Genomic DNA, 23920 nt, shown 5'->3' on the forward strand with positions numbered 1-23920 from the left:
CATACTCAGTGCGACGAAGAGGGTTTCACATGCGCGAGGAAGCGGCGCTCCGCAAGGCGGAACAGGCTAATCAGCACGTAAGAGATAATCAGGTACAGCACCGCAGCGATGCCGAACGCGGTGAACGGCTGATAGGTCGCCGAGTTGATATCGCGCGCGATTTTTAGCAAATCCGGCACGGTGGCGGTGAACGCCAGCGCGGTGGAGTGCAGCATCAGAATCACTTCATTGCTGTAGGCGGGCAGCGCGGTGCGCAGCGCCGACGGCAGAATGATGCAGCGGTAAAGTTTAAACGGCGAGAAACCATAGGCGCGCGCGGCTTCGATTTCACCGTGTGGCACGGCGCGAATGGCACCGGCAAAAATCTCGGTGGTATAAGCACAGGTGTTCAGGGTAAATGCCAGCAGCGTACAGTTCAGGCCACTGCGGAAGAAGGCGTTCAGCAGCTCGGAGCCTTTCACCACCTCCAGCGTGTACATGCCGGAATAGAACACCAGCAGCTGCACATACAGCGGCGTGCCGCGAAACACATAGGTAAACAGCCACACCGGCGTGGAGATGTAGCGATTGGGCGACACGCGCGCGATGGCCAGCAGCACCGCGAGGCTGCCGCCAATCACCACGGACAGAATCAGCAGCCACAGCGTGATGGCCACGCCGGTAAAACGGTAACCGTCGGTCCAGAGCAGTTGTTTCCAGTACTCCTGAATAATCTCGATCATAACTCTGCCCTTTTCACCCCTACCGAGTAGCGGCGTTCAAGCCACCACAGCACGCCGTTGGACAGCGTGGTAAACACCAGATAAATCACCCCGGCAACAATCGCGAAGTAGAACGGTTGCCAGGTACTTTTGCCGGCCAGCTGCGTGGCTTTTACCACATCTTCAAGGCCGAGCAGCGACACCAGCGCGGTGGCTTTGAGGATCACCTGCCAGTTGTTGCCGATGCCGGGCAGCGCAAAGCGCATCATCGCCGGGAACAGAATGCGACGGAAAGTTTGCGAGCCGGTAAAGCCGAAGGCGGTGGCGGCTTCAATCTGCCCTTTCGGCACCGCGAGAAACGCGCCACGGAAGGTTTCAGTGAAGTAAGCACCGTAGATGAAGCCGAGCGTAATAATACCGGCCACCATCGGGTCGATATCAAACTGCGCCATGCCGAGCGCATCGGTTACGGCGTTGAGGGCAATCTGCAGACCGTAAAAGATCAGCAGCATCAGCACCAAATCGGGCACGCCACGGATTAGCGTGGTGTAGCCTTCAAAAATCATCGCCAGCGGGCGATTGCGGGAGAGTTTGGCGCCGGCCCCTATCAGGCCCAGCACCACAGCCAGTACCACCGAGCTGAGCGCCAGCTCAAGGGTCACCAGCGTGCCTTTGAGAATTACTTCAGAATAGCCATACAACATGGGTTCGATCCTGTCGTGAGGGAAATAAACAAACGCTGTCCAACAACACACGGACAGTCCTGACCAGGATGTGAATCACGGAAGGATGGTGGCAAGCGTATGAACTCCGGGAGTTTACATAAGTAAGCGCCCGGAGTGAATAGTTATGACCCACGTTAGCGTGACTCAATACACCCGTTCAGGAACAGGAGACTTAATCGCCGTAAACGTTGAAATCAAAGTACTTCTTCGCAATCTTGTCGTAGGTACCGTCTTTGCGCATGTCGTTAAAGGCTTTGTCGATGGCAGCTTTCAAATCAGCGTCATCTTTACGCAGGCCCATACCGGTGCCGACGCCAAAGATTTTGTCATCTTTCACCGCCGGACCGGCGAAGGCGTAGTTTTTCCCGACCGGCTGCTTAAGGAAGCCTTCGCTCGCCTGCACCTCATCCTGGAACGCCGCATCAATACGACCAGCGTTCAGGTCCTGATACACCAGATCCTGGTTGGCATACGGCGTGACGGTCACCCCTTTTGGACGCCAGTATTCATTGGCGTAGGTTTCCTGCGTGGTGCCCTGCAGCAGGCCGATGTTCTTGCCCTTCAGCGACTCAATGGTCGGCTGCAGTTTAGACCCCTTCGGCGCCACTAAACGCGCGTTCGCTGCATACAGTTTTTCCGAGAAGGCGATCTCTTCCTGACGTTTCTCGGTGATTGAGAGTGAAGAGATGATGGCGTCAATCTTCTTCGCTTTCAGCGACGGGATCAGCGCATCGAAATCACTTTCCACATAAGTACATTTGGTCTTGATACGCTTACAGATCTCGTTGGCCAGGTCGATATCAAAGCCAACCAGCTGGCCCTGCGCGTTCTTGGACTCAAACGGCGGGTAAGTTGGATCGGTCCCGATGCGCAGCGACTGCGGTACCGCTGCGAACACGCTCGCAGCGCCGGACATAGCCAGCATCAGAGAAAGAGCCAGAACTCGCTTTTTCATAGGTAACCCTCAAGTGAAGTGCTTATTGTTATGTGGTGCGTGATGTGTTTGCGCTGAATGTTTTGCAGGTTTCATGCCAGTTGTGCGAATCGGCGAAACTGTGCGCAGGCGCACTAAATACCGCGTCCATCTGGGACGCAAGCACTTAGTTTGTGAGGGAAATATAACAGCGGTGTGAGGAAGAAAAAGTGAGATTGTTAACTTTTGGTGCACGAGATGCACGAACAGTGATCGGCCCCGCGCTTTTGCACGCATTCAGTGCATTATTGCACCATCATGCACCCTGCCAGCGGGTAAACAGATCTTCCGGCAACTCGATATCAAACTGATCCAGCACGCGGTTGACCGTCTGATCAATCAAATCGTCGATGCGCTGCGGGCGGTGATAAAACGCCGGCACCGGCGGCATAATCAGCGCGCCGAGTTCGGCAGCGGTGGTCATCATGCGCAGATGACCGAGATGCAGTGGGGTTTCCCGCACGCACAGCACCAGCCGGCGCTGCTCTTTCAGCACCACGTCGGCGGCGCGCGTCAGCAGACTGTCGCTGTAACTGTGCACAATGCCGGACAGGGTCTTCATGGAACACGGCACAATCGCCATACCCAGCGTTTTAAACGAGCCAGACGAGATGCTGGCGGCGATATCGCGCACATCGTGCACCACATCGGCCAGCGCCTGCACGTCACGCAGGCTGTAATCGGTCTCCAGCGCCAGCGTTTGCCGCGCCGCCGGGCTCATCACCAGATGGGTTTCCACTTCGGCTAACGGTTGCAGCACCTGCAGCATACGCACGCCGTAGATCGCGCCGCTGGCGCCGGAAATACCAATGATGAGTCGTTTCATAATTCAGCCTTGCTGCAAAAGAGTGCGCCAATAATAGCCGCTCCGCCGCCATAAATACAAAAACAAACAGGGCGGGATTGCGCCCGCCCTGTTTCGTCTGCCTGAGACTGACCTTAACCTTCGTTATGCAGTTCCAGGTTCTCCACTTCGTTCTGACGCGCAATCGCTTTGGCATCGTCGTTACGCAGCGACTGCAGATATTCCAGATACTGCAGGTCAACGTCTTTGGTGACGTAGATGCCGTTGAACACTGAGCATTCGAACTGGGCAATATCCGGGTTCTCTTCACGCACCGCGTCGATCAGATCCTGCAGATCCTGGAAAATCAGCGCATCGGCTTTAATCAGCTGACGAATCTCTTCCACTTCACGGCCGTGCGCAATCAGCTCGGTAGCGCTCGGCATATCGATGCCGTAGACGTTCGGGAAGCGAATTTCCGGTGCCGCCGACGCCAGATAGACGCGTTTCGCACCCGCTTCACGCGCCATCTCGATAATCTGCTCAGAGGTGGTGCCGCGCACAATCGAGTCATCCACCAGCAGCACGTTTTTATCGCGGAACTCAGCGCGGTTGGCGTTGAGCTTACGGCGTACCGCACTGCGGCGCAGCTGCTGGCCCGGCATAATAAAGGTACGGCCCACGTAGCGGTTTTTCACAAAACCCTGGCGGTACGGCTTATCAAGAATACGGGCAATCTCCAGCGCGGTATCGGTCGAGGTTTCCGGAATCGGGATCACCACGTCAATATCGAGATCTTCCCACTCGCGGGCAATTTTCTCGCCCAGCTTGGTGCCCATGCGCACGCGTGCGCTGTAGACGGAGATCTTGTCGAGGAACGAGTCCGGACGCGCAAAGTAAACGTACTCGAACAGGCACGGATTGCTTTTCGGGTTCTCTGCGCACTGGCGCGTCGAGAGCTGACCCTGCTCGGTGATGTACACCGCTTCGCCTGGCGCAACGTCACGAATAAACTCGAAGCCGAGCGTATCCAGCGCCACGCTCTCTGAGGCCACCATGTATTCGGTGCGGCCATCGGCCAGCTCACGCTTGCCCAGTACCAGCGGACGGATACCGTTAGGATCGCGGAACGCAACCATGCCGTGACCGATAATCATCGCCACCACGGCGTAAGCGCCGCGCACCTGCTGATGCACCGCCGCCACGGCAGCAAAAATGTTGTCAGCTTCCAGCGGATAGTGCTGAAAACGATCCAGCTCCTGAGCAAAGATGTTGAGCAGGATTTCGGAATCTGAGGTGGTATTCACATGACGGCGACCGACTTCGAACAGCTGCTTGCGCAGTTCATGGGCGTTGGTCAGGTTACCGTTGTGAGCCAGCGTGATGCCGTACGGCGAGTTCACGTAGAAGGGCTGCGCTTCAGAGGCGCTGGAGCTGCCGGCAGTCGGATAACGCACGTGGCCGATACCCATATTTCCCTGCAAACGCTGCATGTGGCGCGCTTCAAACACGTCGCTGACCAGGCCATTGGCCTTACGCAGACGGAAGCAGTTCAGCGCATCGATGGTACAAATGCCGGCGGCATCCTGCCCGCGGTGCTGCAGCACCGTTAACGCGTCATAGATCGACTGGTTTACTGGCATAAAACCGGTGATACCAACAATACCGCACATGTTGTCATTTCCTCATTAGCCGCACTCCCGGTGTTACCGGGGTAAAAAACTCGACGTGCTTTTCAGGTAATCGAAAAACCACCTGATGATGTAACTGAACTGGGGAATGAGTTGAGACTGTTGCCAGTCCGGACTTTTTGAAAAGCCGGTGAATGTATCAAGGAAGAAAAGAATGGCGGATACAATCAGCACGCCACGCAACGCCCCGAAACAGACCCCCAACACCCTGTCGGTTCCCGACAAGCCGGTTTTCTCAACCAGCGAGCCGATCACATAGTTCACGATGGCACCCACAATCAGGGTGGCAACGAATAACACCGCGATGGCGATGCCGTTGCGAACCAGTTCGTCGTCAAAACCTGTAAACCAGACTGCAAGGTAGGCGTAGTAATGACTGGCGACAAAAAACGCGCATCCCCAGGTAACAAGAGATAAGGCTTCCCGGACAAACCCGCGAATCAGGCTGACCAGAGCCGAAAAACCAACTACCGCAATAATGACGTAATCAATCCAGATCATGAACGCTTCCAGTACAGTGCATTTGCACCCCTGCATCCAGTTCGGGGCGCATTCTAACAGAAAAAGAAAACGTTTGCGTAGGGTTTTCCGGTTCTGTCCCGAGAAAAAGGGCGATGAAAAAAACTTTCCTCGCCCTTATTGATGTCAGCCATTTAACCTGCTGATATTCCATAAATTTTAAGAAACGCTTCGCTAAAAAATACGCCAAAAGCCGCGCCTGTTTCTGCTATCGGCGCGGCTTATCAGTTGATCAGCGTGTGCTGTACGGCTTCACAACACCGCCGAGGCCGGAGATGCCTTTCAGCTCGCCGAGTGCGCCCTGCAGTTTCGCTTTGGACGCATCCGGCCCGACGTAAATGCGGGTGATCTGCCCCTGCACCGGCGTCGACGGCACGGTAAAGGCACGATAGCCGGAGAGCCGCAGCTGCGCCACGATCTCATTCACTTTGGCGGCGTTCTTCAGCGCGCCGAGCTGCACCACATACGCCTGTCCTGCTGGCGCGGCCGGCTCGCTCTGCTTCGGCGTTTCCGCCGCTTTAGGCTGCTCTGAAGTTTTTGGCTGTTCTGTCGCTTTCGGTTGTTCTGCCGGCTTCGGTTTCGGCTGCTCCACCGGTTTAGGCTTCGGCTGCTCGACCGGCTTCGGCTTCACCTGCTCTGCCGGTTTCTGCTGCTGGTGCACCGGCGGCGGCGTCACGACGCTGGGCTGGCTGTTTTGCGCTGGCTGCGTGCTGCCGCTGGCGGCACTGTTTTGCGTTGCGCTGCTGGCGGGCGCCTGCTGCGCCGCGCTCGCACCTTCTGGCGGCTGCGACGGCAGCGGCTGCGTCACCGGCGGCACCATTTCGCTGTCCTGCTGATCGTCAGGCTTTGGCACCAGCGGAATCGCCGCGAACTCCTCTTTATAATGCTTTTTCTTACCGTCCAGCAGACCCGGTAACACGATGACGCCAATCGCCACCAGAATCACCGTACCCACTAAACGATTCTGAAACTTACTTGCCACTGCCGTTCTCCGCTGCCATCGATTGCATCACCTGCGCTACGGTGTGGAACGAGCCGCACACCAGAATCACATCGTCGGGCTGAGCCTGCTGCCGCGCCGCCTGCCACGCGGCTTCAACGCTCTGCCAGGCGCTGCCGCCCTGCAGATGCGCCATCAGCTCATCAGCGGACGCCCCGCGCGGGCCGTCGAGCGGCGCGCAGTACCAGCGGTTGACCTGCGGTGCCAGCGCGGCCAGCGTCCCGGCGATATCCTTGTCGTGCAACATGCCAACCACCGCATGCACCGTGCCGTGTGCCGGCAGCTCAGCGAGACGTGAAGCCAGATAATAAGCCGCATGCGGATTGTGTGCCACATCAAGGATCACGCGCGGCGCGGTGCTGACCGTCTGGAAACGTCCCGGCAGAATCGCCAGCGGCAGATGCTGACGAATCAGCGCCTCGCTCACCGTCAGGCCGGAAGCGCGCAGCGCCGCAATGGCGGTGGCCGCATTGGGGAGCGGCACCTGGGGCAGCGGCAGATCGCGCAGTTCACCCTGGGCATCCTGCAGCGTCCAGCTGTCGCCCTCGCGCTGCCACTGCCAGTCGCGGTTAATTTGTAACAGCTGCGCACCCTTCTCCGCGGCCACCTGGGTAATGGTGGCGGGCATATCGGCCTCGCCGACCACCGCCGGTTTACCGCCGCGGAATACGCCGGCCTTCTCGCGGCCGATGCTGGCGCGATCCGGCCCCAGCCAGTCGGTGTGGTCCAGCGCAATGCTGGTGATCACCGCCACGTCGGCGTCGACAATGTTCGTCGCATCCAGCCGGCCGCCCAGCCCCACTTCCAGAATCACGACATCCAGCTGCGCTTCACGGAACAGATTGAGCGCGGATAGCGTGCCAAACTCAAAGTAGGTGAGCGAAATATCGCCGCGTCCGGCCTCGATGGCGGCAAAGCTGGCGCTGTGCCGGGCTTCATCCAGCTCAGCGCCCTGCACGCGCACGCGTTCGGTGTAGCGCACCAGATGCGGCGAGCTGTAGACGCCAACGCGATAGCCTGCGGCCATCAGCAGGGTTTCCAGCGTACGGCAGGTGGTGCCTTTGCCGTTGGTGCCGGCGACGGTGAAGACAAACGGAGCGGGTTTTAGCAGGTCGAGGCGTGCGGCGACGCGCTGAATACGGTCCAGGCCCAGATCGATAGCCTGAGAATGCAGATGCTCAAGATAATGAAGCCACGTGGCCAGAGGCGACGTGGCTTGCGGGAGGTGAAGAGTGTCCATGTGCCCTGTTAGCTCTTTACGATGTGGTGCATGAATAAAAAGGCGCATCAATCTGCGCCTTTCGGTTGCCTGTCAGGCTTCGTTGCTCTCCGGCTCAGCCGCAGTCGGGCGATCACCATCCTGCAGCGGTGCCGGCAGGTTCATCATTTTCGCCAGCAGGCTGGCCAGCTTAAAGCGCATTTCCGGACGACGGATGATCATGTCGATCGCGCCTTTTTCGATCAGGAACTCACTGCGCTGGAAGCCCGGCGGCAGCTTTTCACGTACCGTCTGTTCAATCACGCGTGGGCCGGCAAAGCCGATCAGCGCTTTTGGCTCTGCGACGTTCAAATCGCCCAGCATCGCGAAGCTGGCGGAGACGCCACCCATGGTCGGGTCAGTCAGTACCGAAATATACGGCAGACCGCGCTCCTGCATTTTTGCCAGCGCCGCACTGGTTTTCGCCATCTGCATCAGCGACTGCAGCGCTTCCTGCATACGCGCACCACCAGAGGCGGAGAAGCAGATCAGCGGGCAGTTGTCTTCCAGCGCCTGCTCAACCGCACGCACGAAACGGGCGCCGACCACCGAGCCCATTGAGCCGCCCATAAAGGAGAACTCAAACGCGGCGGCCACCACCGGCATACCGTGCAGCTGGCCTTTCATTACCACCAGCGCATCTTTCTCGCCGGTCTCTTTCTGTGCCGCAACCAGACGATCTTTGTACTTCTTCGAGTCGCGGAACTTGAGCAGGTCTTTCGGTTCCAGCTCGCTACCCAGCTCTGTCATCGAACCTTCATCCATCAGGCTATGCAGACGCTCGCGCGCGTGCATACGCATGTGGTGGTCACACTTCGGGCAGACTTCAAGGTTGCGCTCCAGCTCGGCGCGGTACAGCACCTGACCACAGCTATCGCATTTGGTCCACACCCCTTCCGGGATGCTGGCTTTGCGCGAAGGCGTGGTAGTGCTTTTATTCAGTATGCGTTCAATCCAGCTCATTGATGACCTTTCTGTTTAATGCTGACCTGGTCCAGTCTTGTCGTTACTGCTGAAATCACCTTCAGCAGGCCGTAAATGTCGCTCATTAAACCACAACCCGTTCACGCTGTGGATAAAAATCTGGTAACAGGCTTACTGCGACTTGTGCTGACGCGCCTGGCGGCGGTGACGCCACACTTCAATCACGCCTGGCAGTACCGAGACAATGATGATGCCGACAATCAGCAACTTAAGGTTTTCCTGCACCACCGGCAGGTCACCAAACAGGTAACCGGCATAGGAGAATAGCAGGACCCACAGCAGCGCGCCTGTCACGTTAAAGAGCGCGAAGTGGCGATAAGACATGTGTCCCATTCCCGCCACAAAGGGGGCAAAGGTTCGCACGATTGGCACAAAGCGCGCAAGTATAATGGTTTTGCCGCCGTGGCGATCGTAAAACGCGTGGGTTTTGTCGAGGTAGCTGCGGCGGAAAATTTTCGAGTTCGGGTTACTGAACAGCTTCTCGCCAAACAGCCGGCCAATGGTGTAGTTAACCGCGTCGCCGAGGATCGCGGCAATCACCAGCAGCGTCACCATCAGGTGCACGTTGAGGTCGTTGCCCGGCAGCGCCGCCAGCGCACCGGCGACGAACAGCAGCGAATCACCCGGCAGGAACGGCGTAACCACCAGCCCGGTTTCACAGAACAGAATCAGGAACAAAATGGCGTAAATCCAGATGCCGTACTGCGCCACCAGCTCGGCCAGATGCACGTCAATGTGCAGAATGAAATCGACGATAAAGTGGATAAACTCCATAACAGCTAACTCCCTGACACTTTCCGATTAAAATGAATCCGCGAGGAACAACGGTCCCAGCGCAGGCTGAGGTAACGCAAACTGAGCAGGGTAATCCACCGCCACCAGATACAGCCCTTCGGCTTTCGCCGTTGCCGCCGCCAGCGTGCGATCTTTTGCCGCCAGCAGCGTGGCCATCCACGTTTCCGGCTGATTGCCGCAGCCAATCTCCAGCAGACTGCCGACGATATTGCGCACCATGTGATGCACGAAGGCGTTGGCTTTGATATCCACAATCACGTACGGCCCCAGGCGCGTGACGTTGAGATGCATCACGTTGCGCCACGGCGTGCGCGACTGGCACTGCACTGCACGGAACGAGGTAAAATCGTTCTCACCCAGTAAAGCCTGGGCGGCGCGGTGCATTTTTTCCGCATCCAGCGGATGGTAAAAATGGGTAATGCCTTTACCGAGAATTGCCGGGCGCAGCCGCTGGTTGTAGATCACGTAGCGATAACGGCGCGCGGTAGCGCTGAAGCGCGCGTGAAAGCTTTCCGGCACCGCTTTCACCCAGCGCACCGCAATATCGTCCGGCAGGTTGGCGTTCACGCCCAGCGTCCAGGCGCTGTCGGCACGCGAGGAGGTGGTCTCAAAATGCACCACCTGGCCGGTGCCGTGCACGCCCGCGTCGGTGCGTCCGGCGCAGAACACGTTCACCGGGTGATTGGCCACTTTGGCCAGCGCTTTTTCCAGCTTTTCCTGCACGCTGCGTACTTCATTCTGGCGCTGCCAGCCGTAGTAACGGCTGCCGTCATACTCAATGCCGAGCGCCAGCTTAAACGGGGTCGCGTCTTCCAGCATTAATACAGATACTCCTGCACCAGCTTCTCTGCAGTTTTCACCGCCATCAGCGCGCCGCCGAAGCGGATGTTGTCGGCCACCGACCAGAACTGCAGCAGCTCCGGGATGCCGTAGTCGTTGCGCACGCTGCCAATGCTCAGGGCTTCACTGCCGGAAGCGTCGCTGACCGGCGTCGGGTAATCACCGTCGTCGCTCAGGCTGATATCGTCGGCGCGCGCCAGTTCGTCACGCGCTTCCTCCGCCGACAGCGGCCGCAGGTTTTCGATATAGACGATCTGCGCGTTGCCGTAGAACACCGGCGCCTGCACGCTGCTCACCGCAATCGGTAATCCTTCGTCCTGCAGCACTTTACGCACCTGATCGACCAGTCGGCGCTCGCTCGCCACGCTGCCGGCACTGTCCGCCTGCTGCGGCAGCAGGTTGAACGCCAGCTGGCGGCCAAAATAGTGCTCATCGGCCGGTACGCCATTCAGCAGCCGCGCGCTCTCACCGGCCAGGCCGTCTACCGCCGCTTTGCCATGGCTGGAGACCGACACCAGATTGGTCACCTGCAGACGGCCTAAACCGGCGGTATCCACCAGCGGTTTGATGGCGCTTAACAGCTGGCTCACCAGCGCATCGGCCACGGTAATGATGTTGCGATTACGGTAATCCGCCAGCACCTGTGGATTGACATCCGGCACCACCAGCGGCACGTCCGGCTCCAGCGCGAACAGGTCGCTGCTGTCGATTACCAGGCAGCCCTGGCTGGCGGCTTCTTCGGCATAACGCGCCGACGCCTCGCGACCGGCGGTAAAGAACGCCAGCTGCGCCTGCGACCAGTCAAATTCCGCCGCGTCCTGCACGCGCAGCGAGCGACCGTCAAAGCGCACGCTTTCGCCGGCGCTGTTTTCACTCGCCAGCAGATACAACTCACCAACCGGGAACTGGCGTTCCGCCAGCAGTTCCAGTACAGCGTTCCCTACTGCGCCTGTCGCGCCCAGTAGCGCAATATTCCAGCCGTCAGACATGTTGGTTTACTCCAGACAATGACATAAAAAAGAGAGGCGATGACATGCATCGCCCATTAATTCAGAAAAATCAGAGATTAGTGATTCGCCTGCAGCGTGGCGCTGAAGCCAAGCTGATTGAGCAGCGCCGCGCTCTCCGCCTCATCACAGATCACCTGCAGCGAAGACCACTCGCGGCGCTCGACATACTGCTTGCGCAGGCGATCAAATTCGCCCGGCTGCGCGGCCACTTTGCGCAGTGGCGCATCGTCGCGGCGCACATCATACACCAGATGCACCAGGCGTTTCAGCGTCGGCTGATCGAGCTTGCCGTGCAGCGTAAGGGTGCCAAACTCGGGGCGCGGCAGCAGCGTGTCCAGCGCCACCTGCTGCGGCTGACCAATAAATTCGCTCCACGCCTCAAATACCTGAGTGGTGCCGCGCGCTTTCCCTTCAAGGGTATAACCGGCGATATGCGCGGTGGCGATATCGACCTTATCCAGCAGATCGAGGTTGAGATCCGGCTCCGGTTCCCACACGTCCAGCACCACGCTGAGATCGTTACGCAGCCGGAGCACCTCCAGCAGCGCAGCGTTATCCACCACCGGACCCCGGCAGGCATTGATCAGAATGGTGTTGGGGCGCAGCGCCATCAGCAGTGCGGCATCTGCCAGATGCCAGCTTTTATAGCGGCCATCTTTAAACAGCGGCGTGTGAAAGGTCAGGATATCGGCCTGCGCCACCAGCGCGTCGAGCGAGTGGAAATCTTCGTCATCGCCGCGATCGGCGCGCGGCGGATCGCACAGCAGGGTTTTTACTCCCCACGCGGCGAGGCGTTTAGCCAGCCGTCCGCCCACGTTACCGACGCCGACGATGCCCACGGTGCGATCGCGCAGATCAAAGCCGTCGCGTTCGGCCAGCAGCAGCAGCGCGGAGAACACGTACTCCACCACCGCAATCGCGTTACAGCCCGGCGCGGCCGAGAAGCCGATCCCGGCCGCCGCCAGCGAGGCATCATCGACATGATCGGTGCCGGCAGTGGCGGTGCCGACAAACTTCACCGGCGTGCCGGCCAGCAGCGCGGCATCCACTTTGGTGACGGAGCGCACCATCAGCGCGCTGGCATCCTGCAGTTCGGCTGCCGGCAGCGGGCGGCCCGGCACCGCCACCACCTCTCCGGTGCGGCTGAACAGTTCACGGGCGTAGGGCATATTTTCATCGACGAGAATTTTCACGGCGGCGGTCCTGTCTGCTTGAAATAAACGGGGCATATCATGGCACAAAGCCGGGGATTAACCTAACCGACTGCGATAGCGATCCGGCGTGGTGCCGGCCTGCTGCTGAAACATCACGATCAGCGCGGAGGCGGAACTGTAACCCAGCTCGTGGGCGATGCCCTGCACGCTGCAGCCCTGCTCCAGCAGCGCAATCGCGCGCAAAAAGCGTAAACGCTGGCGCCACTCGCTGAATGACATCTGCAACTGCTGCTGACAGCGCCGCGCCAGCGTACGCTCGGTGGTAAACACGCGCTTCGCCCATTGTGCCAGCGTGGTGTTATCACCCGGGTTCTCTTCCAGCGCGCGCAGAATCGGCGCGAGGAATTTATCGTCGGACATCGGCAGATAGCTGGTGTTCACCGGTGCAAGACGCAGCCGATCAATCAGCACTTCGCACAGCCGCCAGTCGGCGTCGCTGTGCGGCTGCTCCAGCGCGCGGCGGGCAAAATCATTCATGATGGCGTGCACGATGGCGTCCACGCTCAGCAGGCAGGCTTTCTCCGGCATGCCGGCGCATAAATCAGCGGCAAGGTTGAAGGTGCGAAACTGTGCCTGACAGTGGTTGTAGCTGCTGTGGCGCTGGCCCGGCGGGATCCAGATCGGCATCTCGGCCGGCGTCAGCAGCCGCTCGCCCTCCACTTCCATCTCCAGCACGTGGCTGGTGACAAATATCGCCTGGCCCCAGTCGTGCTGGTGCGGCAGGTATTCGGTTTTGGCGTTGGTTTGCTCATAGCGCATGAAAAAACGCAGCAGCGGCGCGTCGCGCGGTGGCTGATACTCAACCTGAAGATTCATTCTGTCCGGTCACTAACGAATTTTGTCCGATTTTAACTATCTGCTTTAAACCGGTCAAACGTAAGCTAGTCGCGATTTACATTTGGAGCCGTACTATGAACTTATTGTTACCGCTGGTGGTAGTGCTGATCTGGTCGATCAACACCATCGTCAGCAAGCTGTCTGCCGGCAGTATCGATCCTGCTGCCATCTCTTTTTACCGCTGGTTGCTTGCGCTGCTGGTGCTTACGCCGTTCTGCCTGCCGGGCGTATGGCGCCATCGTCACACCATCAAAACCCAGCTGTGGCGCTTACTGGTGCTGGGCCTGCTCGGCATGGTGCTGTATCAGAGCCTCGCCTATTATGCGGCACACAGCGTTTCGGCGGTGATGATGGGGATTCTTGGCGCCACCATTCCGCTGCTGACCATCCTGCTCAGCCTGGTGGTACTGCGCCTTGCGCCGACGCGCGGCATCCTGATTGGCGGCCTGCTGTCGTTTGCCGGGCTGGTGTGGCTGGTGAGCGCCGGCAACCCGGCGCAGCTGCTGAGTCAGCGCCTCGGCAACGGCGAGCTGATGATGCTGGCAGCCTCAACCTCCTACGCGCTGTACGGCGTACTGACGAAGCGCTGGGCAATCCCGTTGCCGACGTGGCAAAGCCTGTACGTGCAAATCTTCTTCGGCGTGCTGTTGCTGCTGCCCGGCTTCTGGCACGCGCCGGAGGTGGCGCTGAACGCCGACAATATTCCGCTGGTGCTGTTCGCCGGGCTGTTTGCCTCGATTGTGGCGCCGTTCCTGTGGATCCTTGGCGTGCAGCGCCTCGGCGCCAGCACCACCAGTATTTTCATGAACTTCGTGCCGGTGTTTACCGCCATCATTGCCGTGCTGTTCCTGCACGAACAGTTGCATGCTTACCACTGGATTGGCGGCGGTCTGACGCTGGTCGGGGTGATTCTGGCGCAGCGGCTGAAAACCCCGCTGCGTAAAGCGCGCGCGATGGCTCCGTCGATCAGCGAAAGCTAACCGTCACCCGCAGGCCGCCCAGCTGCGGGCTGCGGTCCAGCTGCAGCTGCGCGCCGTGCCAGGCGCAGATATCCTGCACCAGCGCCAGTCCAATGCCCGCCCCGGGCTGGCTGGCGTGATCGAGCCGGCCAAACGGCTGCAGCGCCTGCCGCTGCTGATCCGCCGCGATGCCCGGCCCGCTGTCTTCAATTTCCAGCACCTTTTGCCGCAGCCGCGCGGTCACCGTGCCGCCGTGCGGCGTGTATTTGATGGCGTTATCCAGCAGGTTGGCGCACAGCTCGGCCAGCAGCAGCGCATCGCCCTGCACCTGGCTCGCCGCCTGCTCTTCAAAGCCCAGATCGATCTGTTTACGCCGCGCCGCCGCATAGCCGCTGAAACAGGCCTGCTGCACGATGTCGCTCAGGTTGACCTTGCTGAAGGGCTTGTCTTCGCCGTGGCGCGCCCTGATTTGCGCCAGCTGCAGCAGGCGATCGGTGAGCTGGACGGTGTCGTCCAGCGTGTGGCGCATGCCCTGCAGGCTTTCGCGCCACTGCTGCGGATCGTCGCTGCTGAGCGCGACGCCGACCTGGGTTTTCAGAATGGTGAGCGGCGTGCGCAGCTGGTGCGACACATCGGCGCTAAAGCGCTCCTGCCGCGCCAGCAGTCCGCGCAGCCGCTCCAGATGGCGGTTGAAGGCGATGATCAGCGGCTGCAGTTCTGACCACGGCAGCAGCGACGGCAGCGGTGTCAGTTCGCCCGGCGCGCGGCGCAGCATCATGCGTGACAGCCGGCGCAGCGGGCGCAGCACTTTCCGTAGCAGCAGCCCGGCCAGCAGCAGCGTAATCAGTACCAGAAAACTCTGGCTGATCAGCGCGGTGCGTAACAGACTGTCAGCAAAGGCGTGACGCGAATTGAGCGTTTCCGCCACCAGTACCAGCGCCATGCCCTGTACGCCTTCCTCGTTCACCGGCTGCCACAGCGCGGCTACGCGAATCGGCTGCTTGCGGTAGTGCGCATCGTAGAAGTGCACCAGCGCCGGATAGACATCGGACAGCGGCGCGTTGCCCGGCACCAGCGGTAAATCCGGGTAGCCGGACAGCGTGCGACCTTCGGGCGAAATCACCTGATAGAACAGCTGATCGTTCATGTTGCGCTCAAAGCTGTCCAGCACCACCCAGGGCACATCCACCTCCAGGCGTTGATGACGCACCACCAGCCGCTCGGCCACGGTGCGCGCCGAGGCCAGCAGCGAGCGATCGTAAGCCTGATTCGCCGCCTGCAGCGCGCTCTGATAGTGGGTGTAGACCGACAATCCCCACAGCAGCAGCAGCGGCGCGCCCAGCCACGCCAGCAGTTCACCGCGCAGCGAGTGGATCAGTCGCACGGCTGGCACTCCAGGCTGTAGCCGAGGCCGCGCAGTGTGACGATCGCCACGTCGCTGCCCGCCAGCTTTTTACGCACCCGATGCACATACAGCTCAATGCTCTCCGGGCTGGCCTCATCCGCCAGCGTGAACGTTTGCTCGTACAGATGCTGGCGCGACACCGGCCTTCCCGGGCGCTGCATCAGCGTCGACAGCACGCTGGCCTCGCGCGGCGTCAGCGGCAGCGGTTTGTGATTCAGCAGGAAATAGCCTTCCGCATCGCGCTCCAGCTGGCCGAGGCTTTGCGTCTGCGTGGCCTGCCCCTGACTGCGGCGCAGCAGCGCGCGCAGACGCGCGTCCAGCTCGTCCAGCTCAAACGGCTTGGTGAGGTAATCATCGGCGCCCGCATTCAGCCCCTGCACGCGCTGTTGCAGCGCGCTCTGTGCGGTGAGCAGCAGCACCGGCACGCGTTGCCCGCGCTTGCGCAGGCGCGCCAGCACCGCCAGGCCATCGAGCCGCGGCAGCGACACATCCAGCACCACCAGCGCATAGTCTTCGCTTTGCAGCACATGATCCGCCGCCACGCCGTCGGCCACCCAGTCCACGGCGAAGCCTTTTTGCGTCAGCGCTTTCTGCAGCCAGTTGGCCAGCTCGACGGTATCTTCCACCAGTAAGAGACGCATATCACATCCTGTTAGTTTTGCCGATGGCTGAAAGGTAAATGAAAGGTTGCTGTTTTAACAATTCAGCAACCCCGAATGTTCGGTGGCAATCACACTCTGGAAGAAACAATGGAGCGACAGATGAAAAAAACAATGCGCACCGCCTTCGCCATGACCCTGCTGGCTTTTTCTCTTTCTGCAGCACAGGCTGCGGCACCCGAGCGGACCGAATGTATCGCCCCGGCCAAACCCGGCGGCGGTTTTGATCTGACCTGTAAACTGATCCAGGTTTCGCTGCAGGAAACCGGGCAGATAACCACGCCGATGCGCGTCACCTACATGCCGGGCGGCGTCGGTGCCGTGGCATATAACGCCATCATTGCGCAGCGGCCCGCCGAAGCAGGCACGCTGGTGGCCTTCTCCGGCGGGTCGCTGCTGAACCTGTCACAGGGCAAGTTTGGTCGTTACTCAGTGGATGACGTGAAGTGGCTGGCGGCCATTGGCACGGACTACGGCATGGTCGCCGTGCGCGCTGACGCGCCGTGGAAAACGCTGGGCGAACTGCTGGAGGCGATGAAGAACGATCCGACCAAAGTGGTGGTCGGCGCTGGCGCCTCCATCGGCAGCCAGGACTGGATGAAAACCGCGCTGCTGGCGCGGGAAGCCGGTATCGATCCGCGCAAAATGCGCTATGTGGCGTTTGAAGGCGGCGGCGAACCGGTTACCGCGCTGCTCGGCAACCACATCCAGGTGGTATCAGGCGACATGAGTGAAATGGTGCCGCACCTGCAGGGTGGCAAGATGCGCGTGCTGGCGGTGATGAGCGACAAACGCCTGCCGGGTGAACTGGCTGACATCCCGACCGCCAAAGAGCAGGGCTTTAACGTTGAGTGGCCGATTATTCGCGGCTATTACCTCGGCCCCAAAGTCAGCGATGCCGATTATCAGTGGTGGGAACAGACGTTTAAAACACTGGTGACCACCAAAGAGTTTCAGCAGCAGCGCGATCTGCGCGGCCTGTTTGAGTTCAACCTGTTTGGTAGCGAGCTGGACGCCTACGTCAAGAAACAGGTGGCAGATTACCGTGAACAGGCGAAATCGTTCGGCCTGGCGAAATAACGGAGGCACAGATGAGCGATCGTATCTTTGCGGCGGTGTGGCTGGTGCTCTGCATCGTCGGGATGGTTATCGCCTGGCAGATTCAAAGCGAGTACAGCTACGAGCCGGTTGGCCCACGCCCTTTCCCGCTGCTGCTGCTCGGTCTGATGGCGATCTGCGCGGTGATGATGCTGCTGCGCAAGCCGGACGCCGTACAGTGGCCGGTGGCGGCAACGCTGAAAAAGCTGCTGGCGCTGTGCGTCATGCTGATGGTGTACGGCTGGCTGTTTGAGAAGCTGGGTTTTGCCCTGTGTACCACGCTGCTGACCTTCGGCATCGGCATGCTGTTTGGCGCACGCTGGTGGGCAGCCGTCCTCTCCGGTGTGGTAATGGGTGTGGCGCTGTTTTACGCCTTCGATCGTCTGCTGGACGTTACGCTGCCGGTCGGCAGCTGGTTCAGTTAACAGGAGTCAATTATGGATACCTGGTCTTTTCTGATGCAGGGTTTCGCCGTCGCCATGACGCCGGAAAACCTGATGATCGCCCTGATTGGCTGCTTTATCGGCACCATCGTCGGCCTGCTGCCGGGGCTTGGGCCGATTAACGGCGTCGCAATTCTGATGCCGCTGGCGTTTGCGCTGCACTTACCGGCGGAATCCGCGCTGATCCTGCTGGCAACGGTGTACATCGGCTGCGAATATGGCGGGCGCATCTCGTCGATTCTGCTTAACGTGCCGGGGGATGCCGGCGCGATCATGACCGCGCTGGATGGCTATCCGATGGCGCAGCAGGGCAAAGCCGGCGTGGCGCTGTCGATTTCGGCGGTCAGCTCGTTTATCGGCTCGACCATTGCCATCATCGGCATCATTCTGTTTGCGCCAATCCTCGCCAACTGGTCGCTGGCGTTTGGTCCGGCAGAGTATTTCGCGCTGATGGTGTTCGCCATTGCCTGCCTCGGCAGCATGATGAGCCACAACCCGCTGAAGTCGTTCCTCGCTGCGCTGATTGGCCTCGGCATGGCGACGGTGGGCGTCGATGCGAATACCGGCGTCTATCGCTTTACCTTTGACAGCGTGCATCTCTCAGACGGCATCCAGTTTGTGGTGGTGGTCATCGGCCTGTTCTCGGTGAGCGAAATTCTGCTGATGCTGGAGTCCACCAGCAGCGGCCAGAAGATGGTGCGCGCCAGCGGCCGCATGCTGTTCAATATGAAAGAGGCGGCACAGGCCACCGGCGCGACGCTGCGCGCCTCGTTCATTGGCTTCTTTGTCGGCGTGCTGCCAGGTGCCGGTGCCACCATCGCCAGCGCCATTGCCTATATGAGTGAGAAGAAAATCAGCGGCAGCGATCAGTTTGGCAAGGGTGACATTCGCGGCGTGGCAGCGCCGGAGGCCGCGAACAACGCCTCAGCCTGCGGATCGTTTATCCCGATGCTAACGCTGGGCATTCCCGGCTCCGGCACCACGGCGGTGATGGTCGGCGCGCTGACGCTGTATAACATCACGCCCGGTCCGGCGATGTTTACCGAGCAGCCGGACATCGTCTGGGGGCTGATCGCCGCACTGCTGATCGGTAACGTGATGCTGCTGATCATGAACATCCCGATGATCAACATCTTTGCGCGCATGCTGACCATTCCGCTGTGGTTCCTGGTACCGGCAATTGCCGCGATTTCGGCGGTGGGCGTGTATGCGGTGCACAGCACTACGTTTGACCTGCTGCTGATGGTCGGGCTGGGTATTTTCGGCTATATCCTGCGTAAGATGGATTTCCCGATGTCGCCGCTGATTCTCGGCTTTGTGCTGGGCGAAATGCTGGAGCAGAACCTGCGCCGCGCGCTGTCAATCAGCAACGGCAACCTGCCAATTCTGTGGGAAAGCCTGATCTGTAAAGTGCTGCTGGTGCTGGCTGTCGCCGTGCTGGTGGTGCCGCCGCTGTGGAAGCGCTGGCGTCGCAAGCGCATGAAGCTGGCCGCCGCCGAATAAATCCGTGTCTTATTGTTTTTCTCCCTGCCGCCCCCGTGGATTTCCCGGGGGCTTTTGCTATCATGTGCCATCGTTTTTCCGGCGCACCCGGATCTGACTCGTTTTCAAGGATTCCGCCATGCAACCTCTCAGCGGTCCCGGTGTGCCCGCGGGCGATCGTTCCTCTGTTAACCCGGCTAACGGCACCGGCCGCCCCGGCGCGGCACTGGGCGACCAGCCGCTCTCCCCGGCCCAGCGCACCACGCTGGAACGCCTGATCGTCCGGATCATGTCACTCAGCACGCTGAAAGCGCCCGAACTGTGGGCTGGCATACGCCACGAAGTAGGCGTGAAAAATGACGCCGAACTGCAGTCGCGCCATTTTCCGGCGGCGGAGCAGCATCTCAACAGCCGTCTGACGCAGGTGCAGAACAGCCACGCCACGCGTCAGCTGTTGCAACAGTTGCTGGAAAAGCTGCCGCAGGGCAACAATCGCCAGGCGGTGAGCGATTTTATCCGCCAGCAATTTAACCAGACGGTGTTGAGCGCACTGAGTCAGGATCAGCTGCGTCAGGTGCTGACCATGTTGCAGAACGGTCAGATGGCGATCCCGCAGCCGCAGCAGACGCGCACCACCGATCGCACCCTGTTACCGGCCGAACAGCAGGCGCTCAACCAGCAGGTCACACGGCTTGCCGCCGCGACCGGGGAATCGCCGGTAAAAGTGCTGGCCGACACGCTGAAACTGGTCAATCTGAAAAGCGGCGACCCGGTTCCGTCGCGCCACTTCCCACTGCTGACGCAGTTTTTACAGGTGCGCCAGACGCTGAGCCAGCACAGCGCGCCGACGCTGCAGCTGCTGGAAAGCTCGCTCAAACAGCCGCTAAGCCACGACGAGCAGCGTATGCTCGAGGATTACAGCCTGCAGCGCTTCCAGGCCACGCCGCAGACGTTGCTGACGCCGGCGCAGAGTCAGGATCTGCTGATGCTGCTGTTCAGCCGCCGCGCCGAGCGCAACAGCGAAACGCCGCTGGCCGACAGCGAGTTGCGTCCGCAGCCGATCTGGGCACCGTTTGTTGAAATTCTGCCGCGTCCACTGGCACAGCGCCCGGCGCTGACGCTGGTGCTCGGCCTGGCGCTGTTCTTCTTTTTGCTCTGGCTGCTGCTGTAGTTAAGCCATCGCACTCAGCAGCCGCACTCCGCCGCGGGTGCCGCGGCGGGCCACTCGCCTGCCGCCGCGCCCCACGCCATCGGGTGGCCGTCGCGCTTCCAGAAATCCAGTCCGCCAATCAGCTCTTTAACCTGAAACCCCAGCTCAGCCAGCTTTAGCGCCGCTTTGGTCGAACCGTTGCAGCCGATGCCGTCGCAGTACGTCACGTAGACGCGGTGACGATCGAGCCGCGCGGTGCTGGCCGCATCCATCTCACGATGCGGCAACGACAGCGCGCCGCAGATATGTCCGGCCTGATACGCGTCGCGGCTGCGGGCATCAATCACCACAATCTGCGTGACGCCCTGCGCCAAATCCGCCGCCAGATCCCAGGCATCGGTGTAATAGCTGAGTTTGTGCTGCAAATAAGCCACGCTGTGCTGCGGGCTGGCGGGCGGATAAAACAAAACGGCTGACATGGCATTCTCCTGTTGTGATGTCCCTGCAGTGTACGGCAAAGTGGTCTGCATCCTGATACCACTTTGACTGTAGCGATAAGACCATTATGCAGCACGCCTTTTTGCCACTGTTTCGCCATCAGACGCAGGGCGGTTTACGTCAGCGGCTGTGCGCCACGCTGCGCCAGGCCATTGTCAGCGGCATTTGCGCTTCGGGCAGAAGCTGCCCTCCAGCCGCCAGCTGGCTGCCGATCTGGCGCTGTCACGCGTGACGGTCGAAGCCGCTTACAGCCAGCTGGAGAGCGAAGGCTACGTGCAGCGGCACAGCGGACGCGGCACCTTCGTCGCCATCGCCCTGCCGCCACCGGCGGAAAAGGCGACAGCGCAGCGCGCACCGCGCTTTTCGCAGCGCGGCACGCAGGTGCTGGCGACCGGTGGCTGCCAGGATCCCCCTTTTCCCCTTGCCTTTGCCGCCGGATCACCGGAACTGCGCGCGTTTCCGCACCGCCAGTGGCAGCGGCTGAGCCACAGCGTACAGCGCGCGCTGGGCAGTCAGGTGATGGGCTATGGCGATCCGCTCGGTTATACGCCGCTGCGCCAGGCGGTGGCAGATTATCTGGCACTGTCGCGCGGCGTGCGCTGTACGGCTGAGCAGGTCATTATGCTCACCAGTTCACAGCAGGCGCTGCAGCTGCTGGCGCTGATGTTTCTGGATGCAGAGGATGAAGTGTGGCTGGAGGAGCCGGGCTACCGTGGCGCGCGGAACGCCTTTCTCGCCGCCGGTGCCCGCTGCCGCGCCATGCCGCTGGACGATCAGGGCGCGCTGCCACTCAGCGGCCGGGCGCAACTGGTGTATCTGACGCCCGGCCACCAGTATCCGACCGGCACACCGATGAGCCTCGCGCGACGGCTGCAGTGGCTGGCGTGGGCACGTCAGCACGATAGCTGGCTGATCGAGGATGACTACGACAGTGAATTTCACTATGACGGTCGTCCGGCGCCGGCGCTGCAGGGCATGGAAGCCGATAGTCGGGTCATCACCCTGGGGACTTTTTCCAAAACGCTGTTTCCATCGCTGCGGCTGGCGTGGATGGTGGTGCCCGCAGCGCTGGTGAAGGCGCTGGGTCGCGCACGCAGCGTACTGGACGGCCACAGCGCCCTGCTGCCGCAGGCGATCACCGCCGAATTTATCCAGCAAGGCTATTTCGCCAGCCACCTGCGGCTGATGCGTCAGCTCTATCATAGCCGGCGCGATCGGCTGCTGACACAGATCGAACAGCACCTGCAGCCGTGGCTGCGGCCGCTGCCGGCGACAGGCGGGTTACAATTGACGGTTGAGTTATTACAGGGAGATGAGGCGCGGCTCACACACCTGGCGCAGGCCGACGGTCTGCTGCTGCCGCCGCTGTCACCCCTTTACGCCGGCGCATCGCCACAGCAGGGCTGGATACTCGGCTTTGCGGCGTTGACGCCCGGCGAAATTGATCGCGCCTGCGCGAAGCTGGTAAGGCTGCTGGCAACCTGAATCCGTCAGCGACAAAAACAACAAAGGCCGGATTAACCGGCCTTTGAGCATTAGCGTAAGCGTTACGCCTGGTATTTACGCAGGGTCAGCGTGGCGTTGGTGCCACCGAAGCCGAAGCTGTTGGACATCACCGTGGTCAGCGCTTTTTCGGTTGGCTGCGTCACAATGTTCATGCCTTTCGCTGCGTCATCCAGCTGTTCCACGTTAATGCTTGGCGCGATGAAGCTGTGCTCCAGCATCAGCAGGGTGTAAATCGCTTCCTGCACACCTGCCGCACCCAGCGAGTGACCGGTCATGGCTTTGGTCGCAGAGATGTATGGCGTGTTGTCGCCAAACACTTCGCGAATCGCGCCCAGCTCTTTCACGTCGCCGACTGGCGTTGACGTGCCGTGAGTGTTGAGGTAGTCGATTGGCGTATCCAGACCCTGCATCGCCATCTTCATGCAACGCACCGCGCCTTCGCCTGACGGTGCCACCATGTCAGCGCCGTCAGAGGTTGCGCCGTAGCCGACGATCTCAGCGTAGATGTGGGCACCACGCGCCAGCGCATGCTCCAGCTCTTCCACTACCACCATACCGCCGCCGCCGGCGATCACGAAACCGTCACGGCTGGCATCGTAAGTACGCGACGCTTTTTCCGGGGTTTCGTTGTATTTAGTCGAGAGCGCGCCCATGGCGTCGAACTCACAGGCCATTTCCCAGCTCAGCTCTTCGCCGCCGCCAGCAAATACCACATCCTGTTTGCCCAGCTGAATCTGCTCCACCGCGTTACCGATGCAGTGTGCTGACGTCGCGCACGCCGAGCTGATGGAGTAGTTAACGCCGTGGATTTTGAACGGCGTGGCCAGGCAGGCAGAGACGCCGGACGCCATCGCTTTGGTCACCACGTACGGGCCAACGCCTTTCAGGCCGCGCGGGCCACGCATTGCGTCGGCACCGAACACCTGATAACGCGGGGAACCGCCACCGGAACCGGCAATCAGACCAACACGCGGGTTGTTCTGGTACTGCTCATCCGTCAGGCCGGAATCTTTGATTGCTTCTGCCATCGACAGATAGGCATAGATTGAGGCATCACTCATGAAACGCACGATTTTGCGATCGATGAGCCCGTTAGTGTCCAGTTTGACGTTACCCCATACATGGCTGCGCATGCCGGCATCTTTCATCTCTTCGGAGAAAGTGATTCCGGAACGGCCTTCACGCAGGGAAGCCAGCACTTCCTGCTGGTTATTACCAATACTGGAAACGATACCCAGGCCAGTAATCACTGCACGTTTCATTCAATAGTCCTCATTCCACTTCTTTTGGATTGACGTGCACTCTAGCTTACAGTTGTACGCCGAACAAGTCCGATCAGCCATTTCCTTTTGTAAATTTGCGTCATGTGACGCCACTCGCTAAAATCGC

General features: G+C 60.3%; 23 protein-coding genes and 1 pseudogene. 6 read left to right on the forward strand and 18 right to left on the reverse strand.

Features of this window, described 5'->3' with window-relative positions:
• Positions 1-5 precede the first annotated feature (5 nt).
• The 14 genes from OXR61_RS12195 to OXR61_RS12260 form a co-directional block, all read right to left on the reverse strand.
• Positions 6-722 (reverse strand): ABC transporter permease, encoded by a 717-nt coding sequence (locus tag OXR61_RS12195; RefSeq protein ID WP_021509186.1) that lies wholly within the window; start codon positions 720-722, stop codon positions 6-8.
• The gene (locus OXR61_RS12200; RefSeq protein WP_021509185.1) at positions 719-1405 is read right to left on the reverse strand and encodes a histidine ABC transporter permease HisQ; all 687 of its coding nucleotides are present in this window, start codon (positions 1403-1405) and stop codon (positions 719-721) included. The genes OXR61_RS12195 and OXR61_RS12200 overlap by 4 nt, the downstream gene beginning before the upstream one ends.
• Positions 1406-1598: 193 nt before the next feature.
• A complete protein-coding gene (gene argT, locus OXR61_RS12205) occupies positions 1599-2381 on the reverse strand; it encodes a lysine/arginine/ornithine ABC transporter substrate-binding protein ArgT (protein ID WP_031280032.1) in 783 nt (260 codons plus the stop codon).
• A 274-nt stretch (positions 2382-2655) separates the two neighbouring features.
• Positions 2656-3225, reverse strand: coding sequence for a UbiX family flavin prenyltransferase (locus OXR61_RS12210; RefSeq protein ID WP_021509183.1), 570 nt, complete (start codon positions 3223-3225; stop codon positions 2656-2658).
• A gap of 113 nt (positions 3226-3338) precedes the next feature.
• On the reverse strand, positions 3339-4856 hold the full coding sequence (gene purF / locus OXR61_RS12215; RefSeq protein ID WP_021509182.1) for an amidophosphoribosyltransferase: 1518 nt from the start codon (positions 4854-4856) through the stop codon (positions 3339-3341).
• Between the two features lie 33 nt (positions 4857-4889).
• Entirely contained in the window at positions 4890-5375 is a 486-nt protein-coding gene (gene cvpA, locus OXR61_RS12220) for a colicin V production protein (protein ID WP_021509181.1), read from the reverse strand.
• A 250-nt stretch (positions 5376-5625) separates the two neighbouring features.
• Positions 5626-6375, reverse strand: a complete 750-nt coding sequence (gene dedD / locus OXR61_RS12225) for a cell division protein DedD (RefSeq protein ID WP_021509180.1) — start codon at positions 6373-6375, stop codon at positions 5626-5628.
• A complete protein-coding gene (gene folC, locus OXR61_RS12230) occupies positions 6365-7633 on the reverse strand; it encodes a bifunctional tetrahydrofolate synthase/dihydrofolate synthase (protein ID WP_021509179.1) in 1269 nt (422 codons plus the stop codon). Before folC ends, dedD begins: the two co-directional genes overlap by 11 nt.
• 72 nt (positions 7634-7705) lie before the next feature.
• Positions 7706-8614 carry an acetyl-CoA carboxylase, carboxyltransferase subunit beta gene (gene accD, locus OXR61_RS12235; protein ID WP_021509178.1) on the reverse strand — a complete coding sequence of 303 codons (909 nt, stop codon included), beginning with the start codon at positions 8612-8614 and terminating at the stop codon, positions 7706-7708.
• A gap of 132 nt (positions 8615-8746) precedes the next feature.
• On the reverse strand, positions 8747-9409 hold the full coding sequence (locus OXR61_RS12240) for a DedA family protein (protein ID WP_010617492.1): 663 nt from the start codon (positions 9407-9409) through the stop codon (positions 8747-8749).
• A 27-nt stretch (positions 9410-9436) separates the two neighbouring features.
• Positions 9437-10249: a tRNA pseudouridine(38-40) synthase TruA gene (gene truA / locus OXR61_RS12245; RefSeq protein ID WP_021509177.1), complete on the reverse strand. Its 813-nt coding sequence runs from the start codon at positions 10247-10249 to the stop codon at positions 9437-9439.
• Complete coding sequence (locus OXR61_RS12250) at positions 10249-11259, reverse strand: aspartate-semialdehyde dehydrogenase (protein ID WP_058775824.1); 1011 nt, start codon at positions 11257-11259, stop codon at positions 10249-10251. Before OXR61_RS12250 ends, truA begins: the two co-directional genes overlap by 1 nt.
• A gap of 77 nt (positions 11260-11336) precedes the next feature.
• Positions 11337-12473 (reverse strand): 4-phosphoerythronate dehydrogenase PdxB, encoded by a 1137-nt coding sequence (gene pdxB / locus OXR61_RS12255; protein ID WP_125309520.1) that lies wholly within the window; start codon positions 12471-12473, stop codon positions 11337-11339.
• Between the two features lie 57 nt (positions 12474-12530).
• Entirely contained in the window at positions 12531-13310 is a 780-nt protein-coding gene (locus OXR61_RS12260) for a helix-turn-helix transcriptional regulator (protein WP_241798275.1), read from the reverse strand.
• A gap of 95 nt (positions 13311-13405) precedes the next feature.
• Here OXR61_RS12260 and OXR61_RS12265 point away from each other — a divergent pair, with 95 nt between their 5' ends.
• Positions 13406-14311, forward strand: coding sequence for an EamA family transporter (locus OXR61_RS12265; protein ID WP_267412270.1), 906 nt, complete (start codon positions 13406-13408; stop codon positions 14309-14311).
• On the opposite strand, the gene OXR61_RS12270 is transcribed toward OXR61_RS12265, so the two are convergent.
• On the reverse strand, positions 14298-15674 hold the full coding sequence (locus OXR61_RS12270; protein WP_059009113.1) for a sensor histidine kinase: 1377 nt from the start codon (positions 15672-15674) through the stop codon (positions 14298-14300). The two genes, OXR61_RS12265 and OXR61_RS12270, sit on opposite strands and share 14 nt — an antisense overlap.
• Positions 15665-16336: a transcriptional regulator TctD gene (tctD, locus tag OXR61_RS12275; protein WP_104093057.1), complete on the reverse strand. Its 672-nt coding sequence runs from the start codon at positions 16334-16336 to the stop codon at positions 15665-15667. The genes OXR61_RS12270 and tctD overlap by 10 nt, the downstream gene beginning before the upstream one ends.
• Before the next feature lie 132 nt (positions 16337-16468).
• Between tctD and OXR61_RS12280 the strand changes: the two genes are divergently transcribed.
• The 4 genes from OXR61_RS12280 (at position 16469) to flk (ending at position 20548) form a co-directional block, all read left to right on the forward strand.
• Positions 16469-17434 (forward strand): tripartite tricarboxylate transporter substrate binding protein, encoded by a 966-nt coding sequence (locus OXR61_RS12280; protein WP_241798331.1) that lies wholly within the window; start codon positions 16469-16471, stop codon positions 17432-17434.
• A gap of 11 nt (positions 17435-17445) precedes the next feature.
• Positions 17446-17877, forward strand: coding sequence for a tripartite tricarboxylate transporter TctB family protein (locus tag OXR61_RS12285; RefSeq protein ID WP_058769887.1), 432 nt, complete (start codon positions 17446-17448; stop codon positions 17875-17877).
• Between the two features lie 12 nt (positions 17878-17889).
• On the forward strand, positions 17890-19398 hold the full coding sequence (locus tag OXR61_RS12290) for a tripartite tricarboxylate transporter permease (protein ID WP_058775828.1): 1509 nt from the start codon (positions 17890-17892) through the stop codon (positions 19396-19398).
• 118 nt (positions 19399-19516) lie between these two features.
• Positions 19517-20548 (forward strand): flagella biosynthesis regulator Flk, encoded by a 1032-nt coding sequence (flk, locus tag OXR61_RS12295; RefSeq protein ID WP_021509167.1) that lies wholly within the window; start codon positions 19517-19519, stop codon positions 20546-20548.
• Positions 20549-20562: 14 nt separating this feature from the next.
• Here flk and OXR61_RS12300 read toward each other — a convergent pair whose 3' ends face one another.
• Positions 20563-21006 (reverse strand): rhodanese-like domain-containing protein, encoded by a 444-nt coding sequence (locus tag OXR61_RS12300; protein WP_058769886.1) that lies wholly within the window; start codon positions 21004-21006, stop codon positions 20563-20565.
• An 86-nt stretch (positions 21007-21092) separates the two neighbouring features.
• Between OXR61_RS12300 and OXR61_RS12305 the strand changes: the two are divergent.
• Positions 21093-22510: pseudogene (locus OXR61_RS12305) on the forward strand (PLP-dependent aminotransferase family protein).
• 62 nt (positions 22511-22572) lie between these two features.
• Here the strand turns inward: OXR61_RS12305 and fabB are convergent.
• Positions 22573-23793 (reverse strand): beta-ketoacyl-ACP synthase I, encoded by a 1221-nt coding sequence (gene fabB / locus OXR61_RS12310; protein ID WP_021509164.1) that lies wholly within the window; start codon positions 23791-23793, stop codon positions 22573-22575.
• Positions 23794-23920 lie beyond the last annotated feature (127 nt).

This window comes from Pantoea sp. GM_Pan_4 (assembly GCF_026541005.1).
In the GTDB taxonomy this organism is placed as follows: domain Bacteria; phylum Pseudomonadota; class Gammaproteobacteria; order Enterobacterales; family Enterobacteriaceae; genus Pantoea; species Pantoea dispersa.

Coding starts and splice junctions, on each gene's coding strand:
- OXR61_RS12195 (WP_021509186.1), bottom strand. CDS start 722: ATGATCGAGATTATTCAGGAGTACTGGAAACAACTGCTCTGGACCGAC.
- OXR61_RS12200 (WP_021509185.1), bottom strand. CDS start 1,405: ATGTTGTATGGCTATTCTGAAGTAATTCTCAAAGGCACGCTGGTGACC.
- argT (WP_031280032.1), bottom strand. CDS start 2,381: ATGAAAAAGCGAGTTCTGGCTCTTTCTCTGATGCTGGCTATGTCCGGC.
- OXR61_RS12210 (WP_021509183.1), bottom strand. CDS start 3,225: ATGAAACGACTCATCATTGGTATTTCCGGCGCCAGCGGCGCGATCTAC.
- purF (WP_021509182.1), bottom strand. CDS start 4,856: ATGTGCGGTATTGTTGGTATCACCGGTTTTATGCCAGTAAACCAGTCG.
- cvpA (WP_021509181.1), bottom strand. CDS start 5,375: ATGATCTGGATTGATTACGTCATTATTGCGGTAGTTGGTTTTTCGGCT.
- folC (WP_021509179.1), bottom strand. CDS start 7,633: ATGGACACTCTTCACCTCCCGCAAGCCACGTCGCCTCTGGCCACGTGG.
- accD (WP_021509178.1), bottom strand. CDS start 8,614: ATGAGCTGGATTGAACGCATACTGAATAAAAGCACTACCACGCCTTCG.
- OXR61_RS12240 (WP_010617492.1), bottom strand. CDS start 9,409: ATGGAGTTTATCCACTTTATCGTCGATTTCATTCTGCACATTGACGTG.
- truA (WP_021509177.1), bottom strand. CDS start 10,249: ATGCTGGAAGACGCGACCCCGTTTAAGCTGGCGCTCGGCATTGAGTAT.
- OXR61_RS12250 (WP_058775824.1), bottom strand. CDS start 11,259: ATGTCTGACGGCTGGAATATTGCGCTACTGGGCGCGACAGGCGCAGTA.
- OXR61_RS12260 (WP_241798275.1), bottom strand. CDS start 13,310: ATGAATCTTCAGGTTGAGTATCAGCCACCGCGCGACGCGCCGCTGCTG.
- OXR61_RS12265 (WP_267412270.1), top strand. CDS start 13,406: ATGAACTTATTGTTACCGCTGGTGGTAGTGCTGATCTGGTCGATCAAC.
- tctD (WP_104093057.1), bottom strand. CDS start 16,336: ATGCGTCTCTTACTGGTGGAAGATACCGTCGAGCTGGCCAACTGGCTG.
- OXR61_RS12280 (WP_241798331.1), top strand. CDS start 16,469: ATGCGCACCGCCTTCGCCATGACCCTGCTGGCTTTTTCTCTTTCTGCA.
- OXR61_RS12285 (WP_058769887.1), top strand. CDS start 17,446: ATGAGCGATCGTATCTTTGCGGCGGTGTGGCTGGTGCTCTGCATCGTC.
- OXR61_RS12290 (WP_058775828.1), top strand. CDS start 17,890: ATGGATACCTGGTCTTTTCTGATGCAGGGTTTCGCCGTCGCCATGACG.
- flk (WP_021509167.1), top strand. CDS start 19,517: ATGCAACCTCTCAGCGGTCCCGGTGTGCCCGCGGGCGATCGTTCCTCT.
- OXR61_RS12300 (WP_058769886.1), bottom strand. CDS start 21,006: ATGTCAGCCGTTTTGTTTTATCCGCCCGCCAGCCCGCAGCACAGCGTG.
- fabB (WP_021509164.1), bottom strand. CDS start 23,793: ATGAAACGTGCAGTGATTACTGGCCTGGGTATCGTTTCCAGTATTGGT.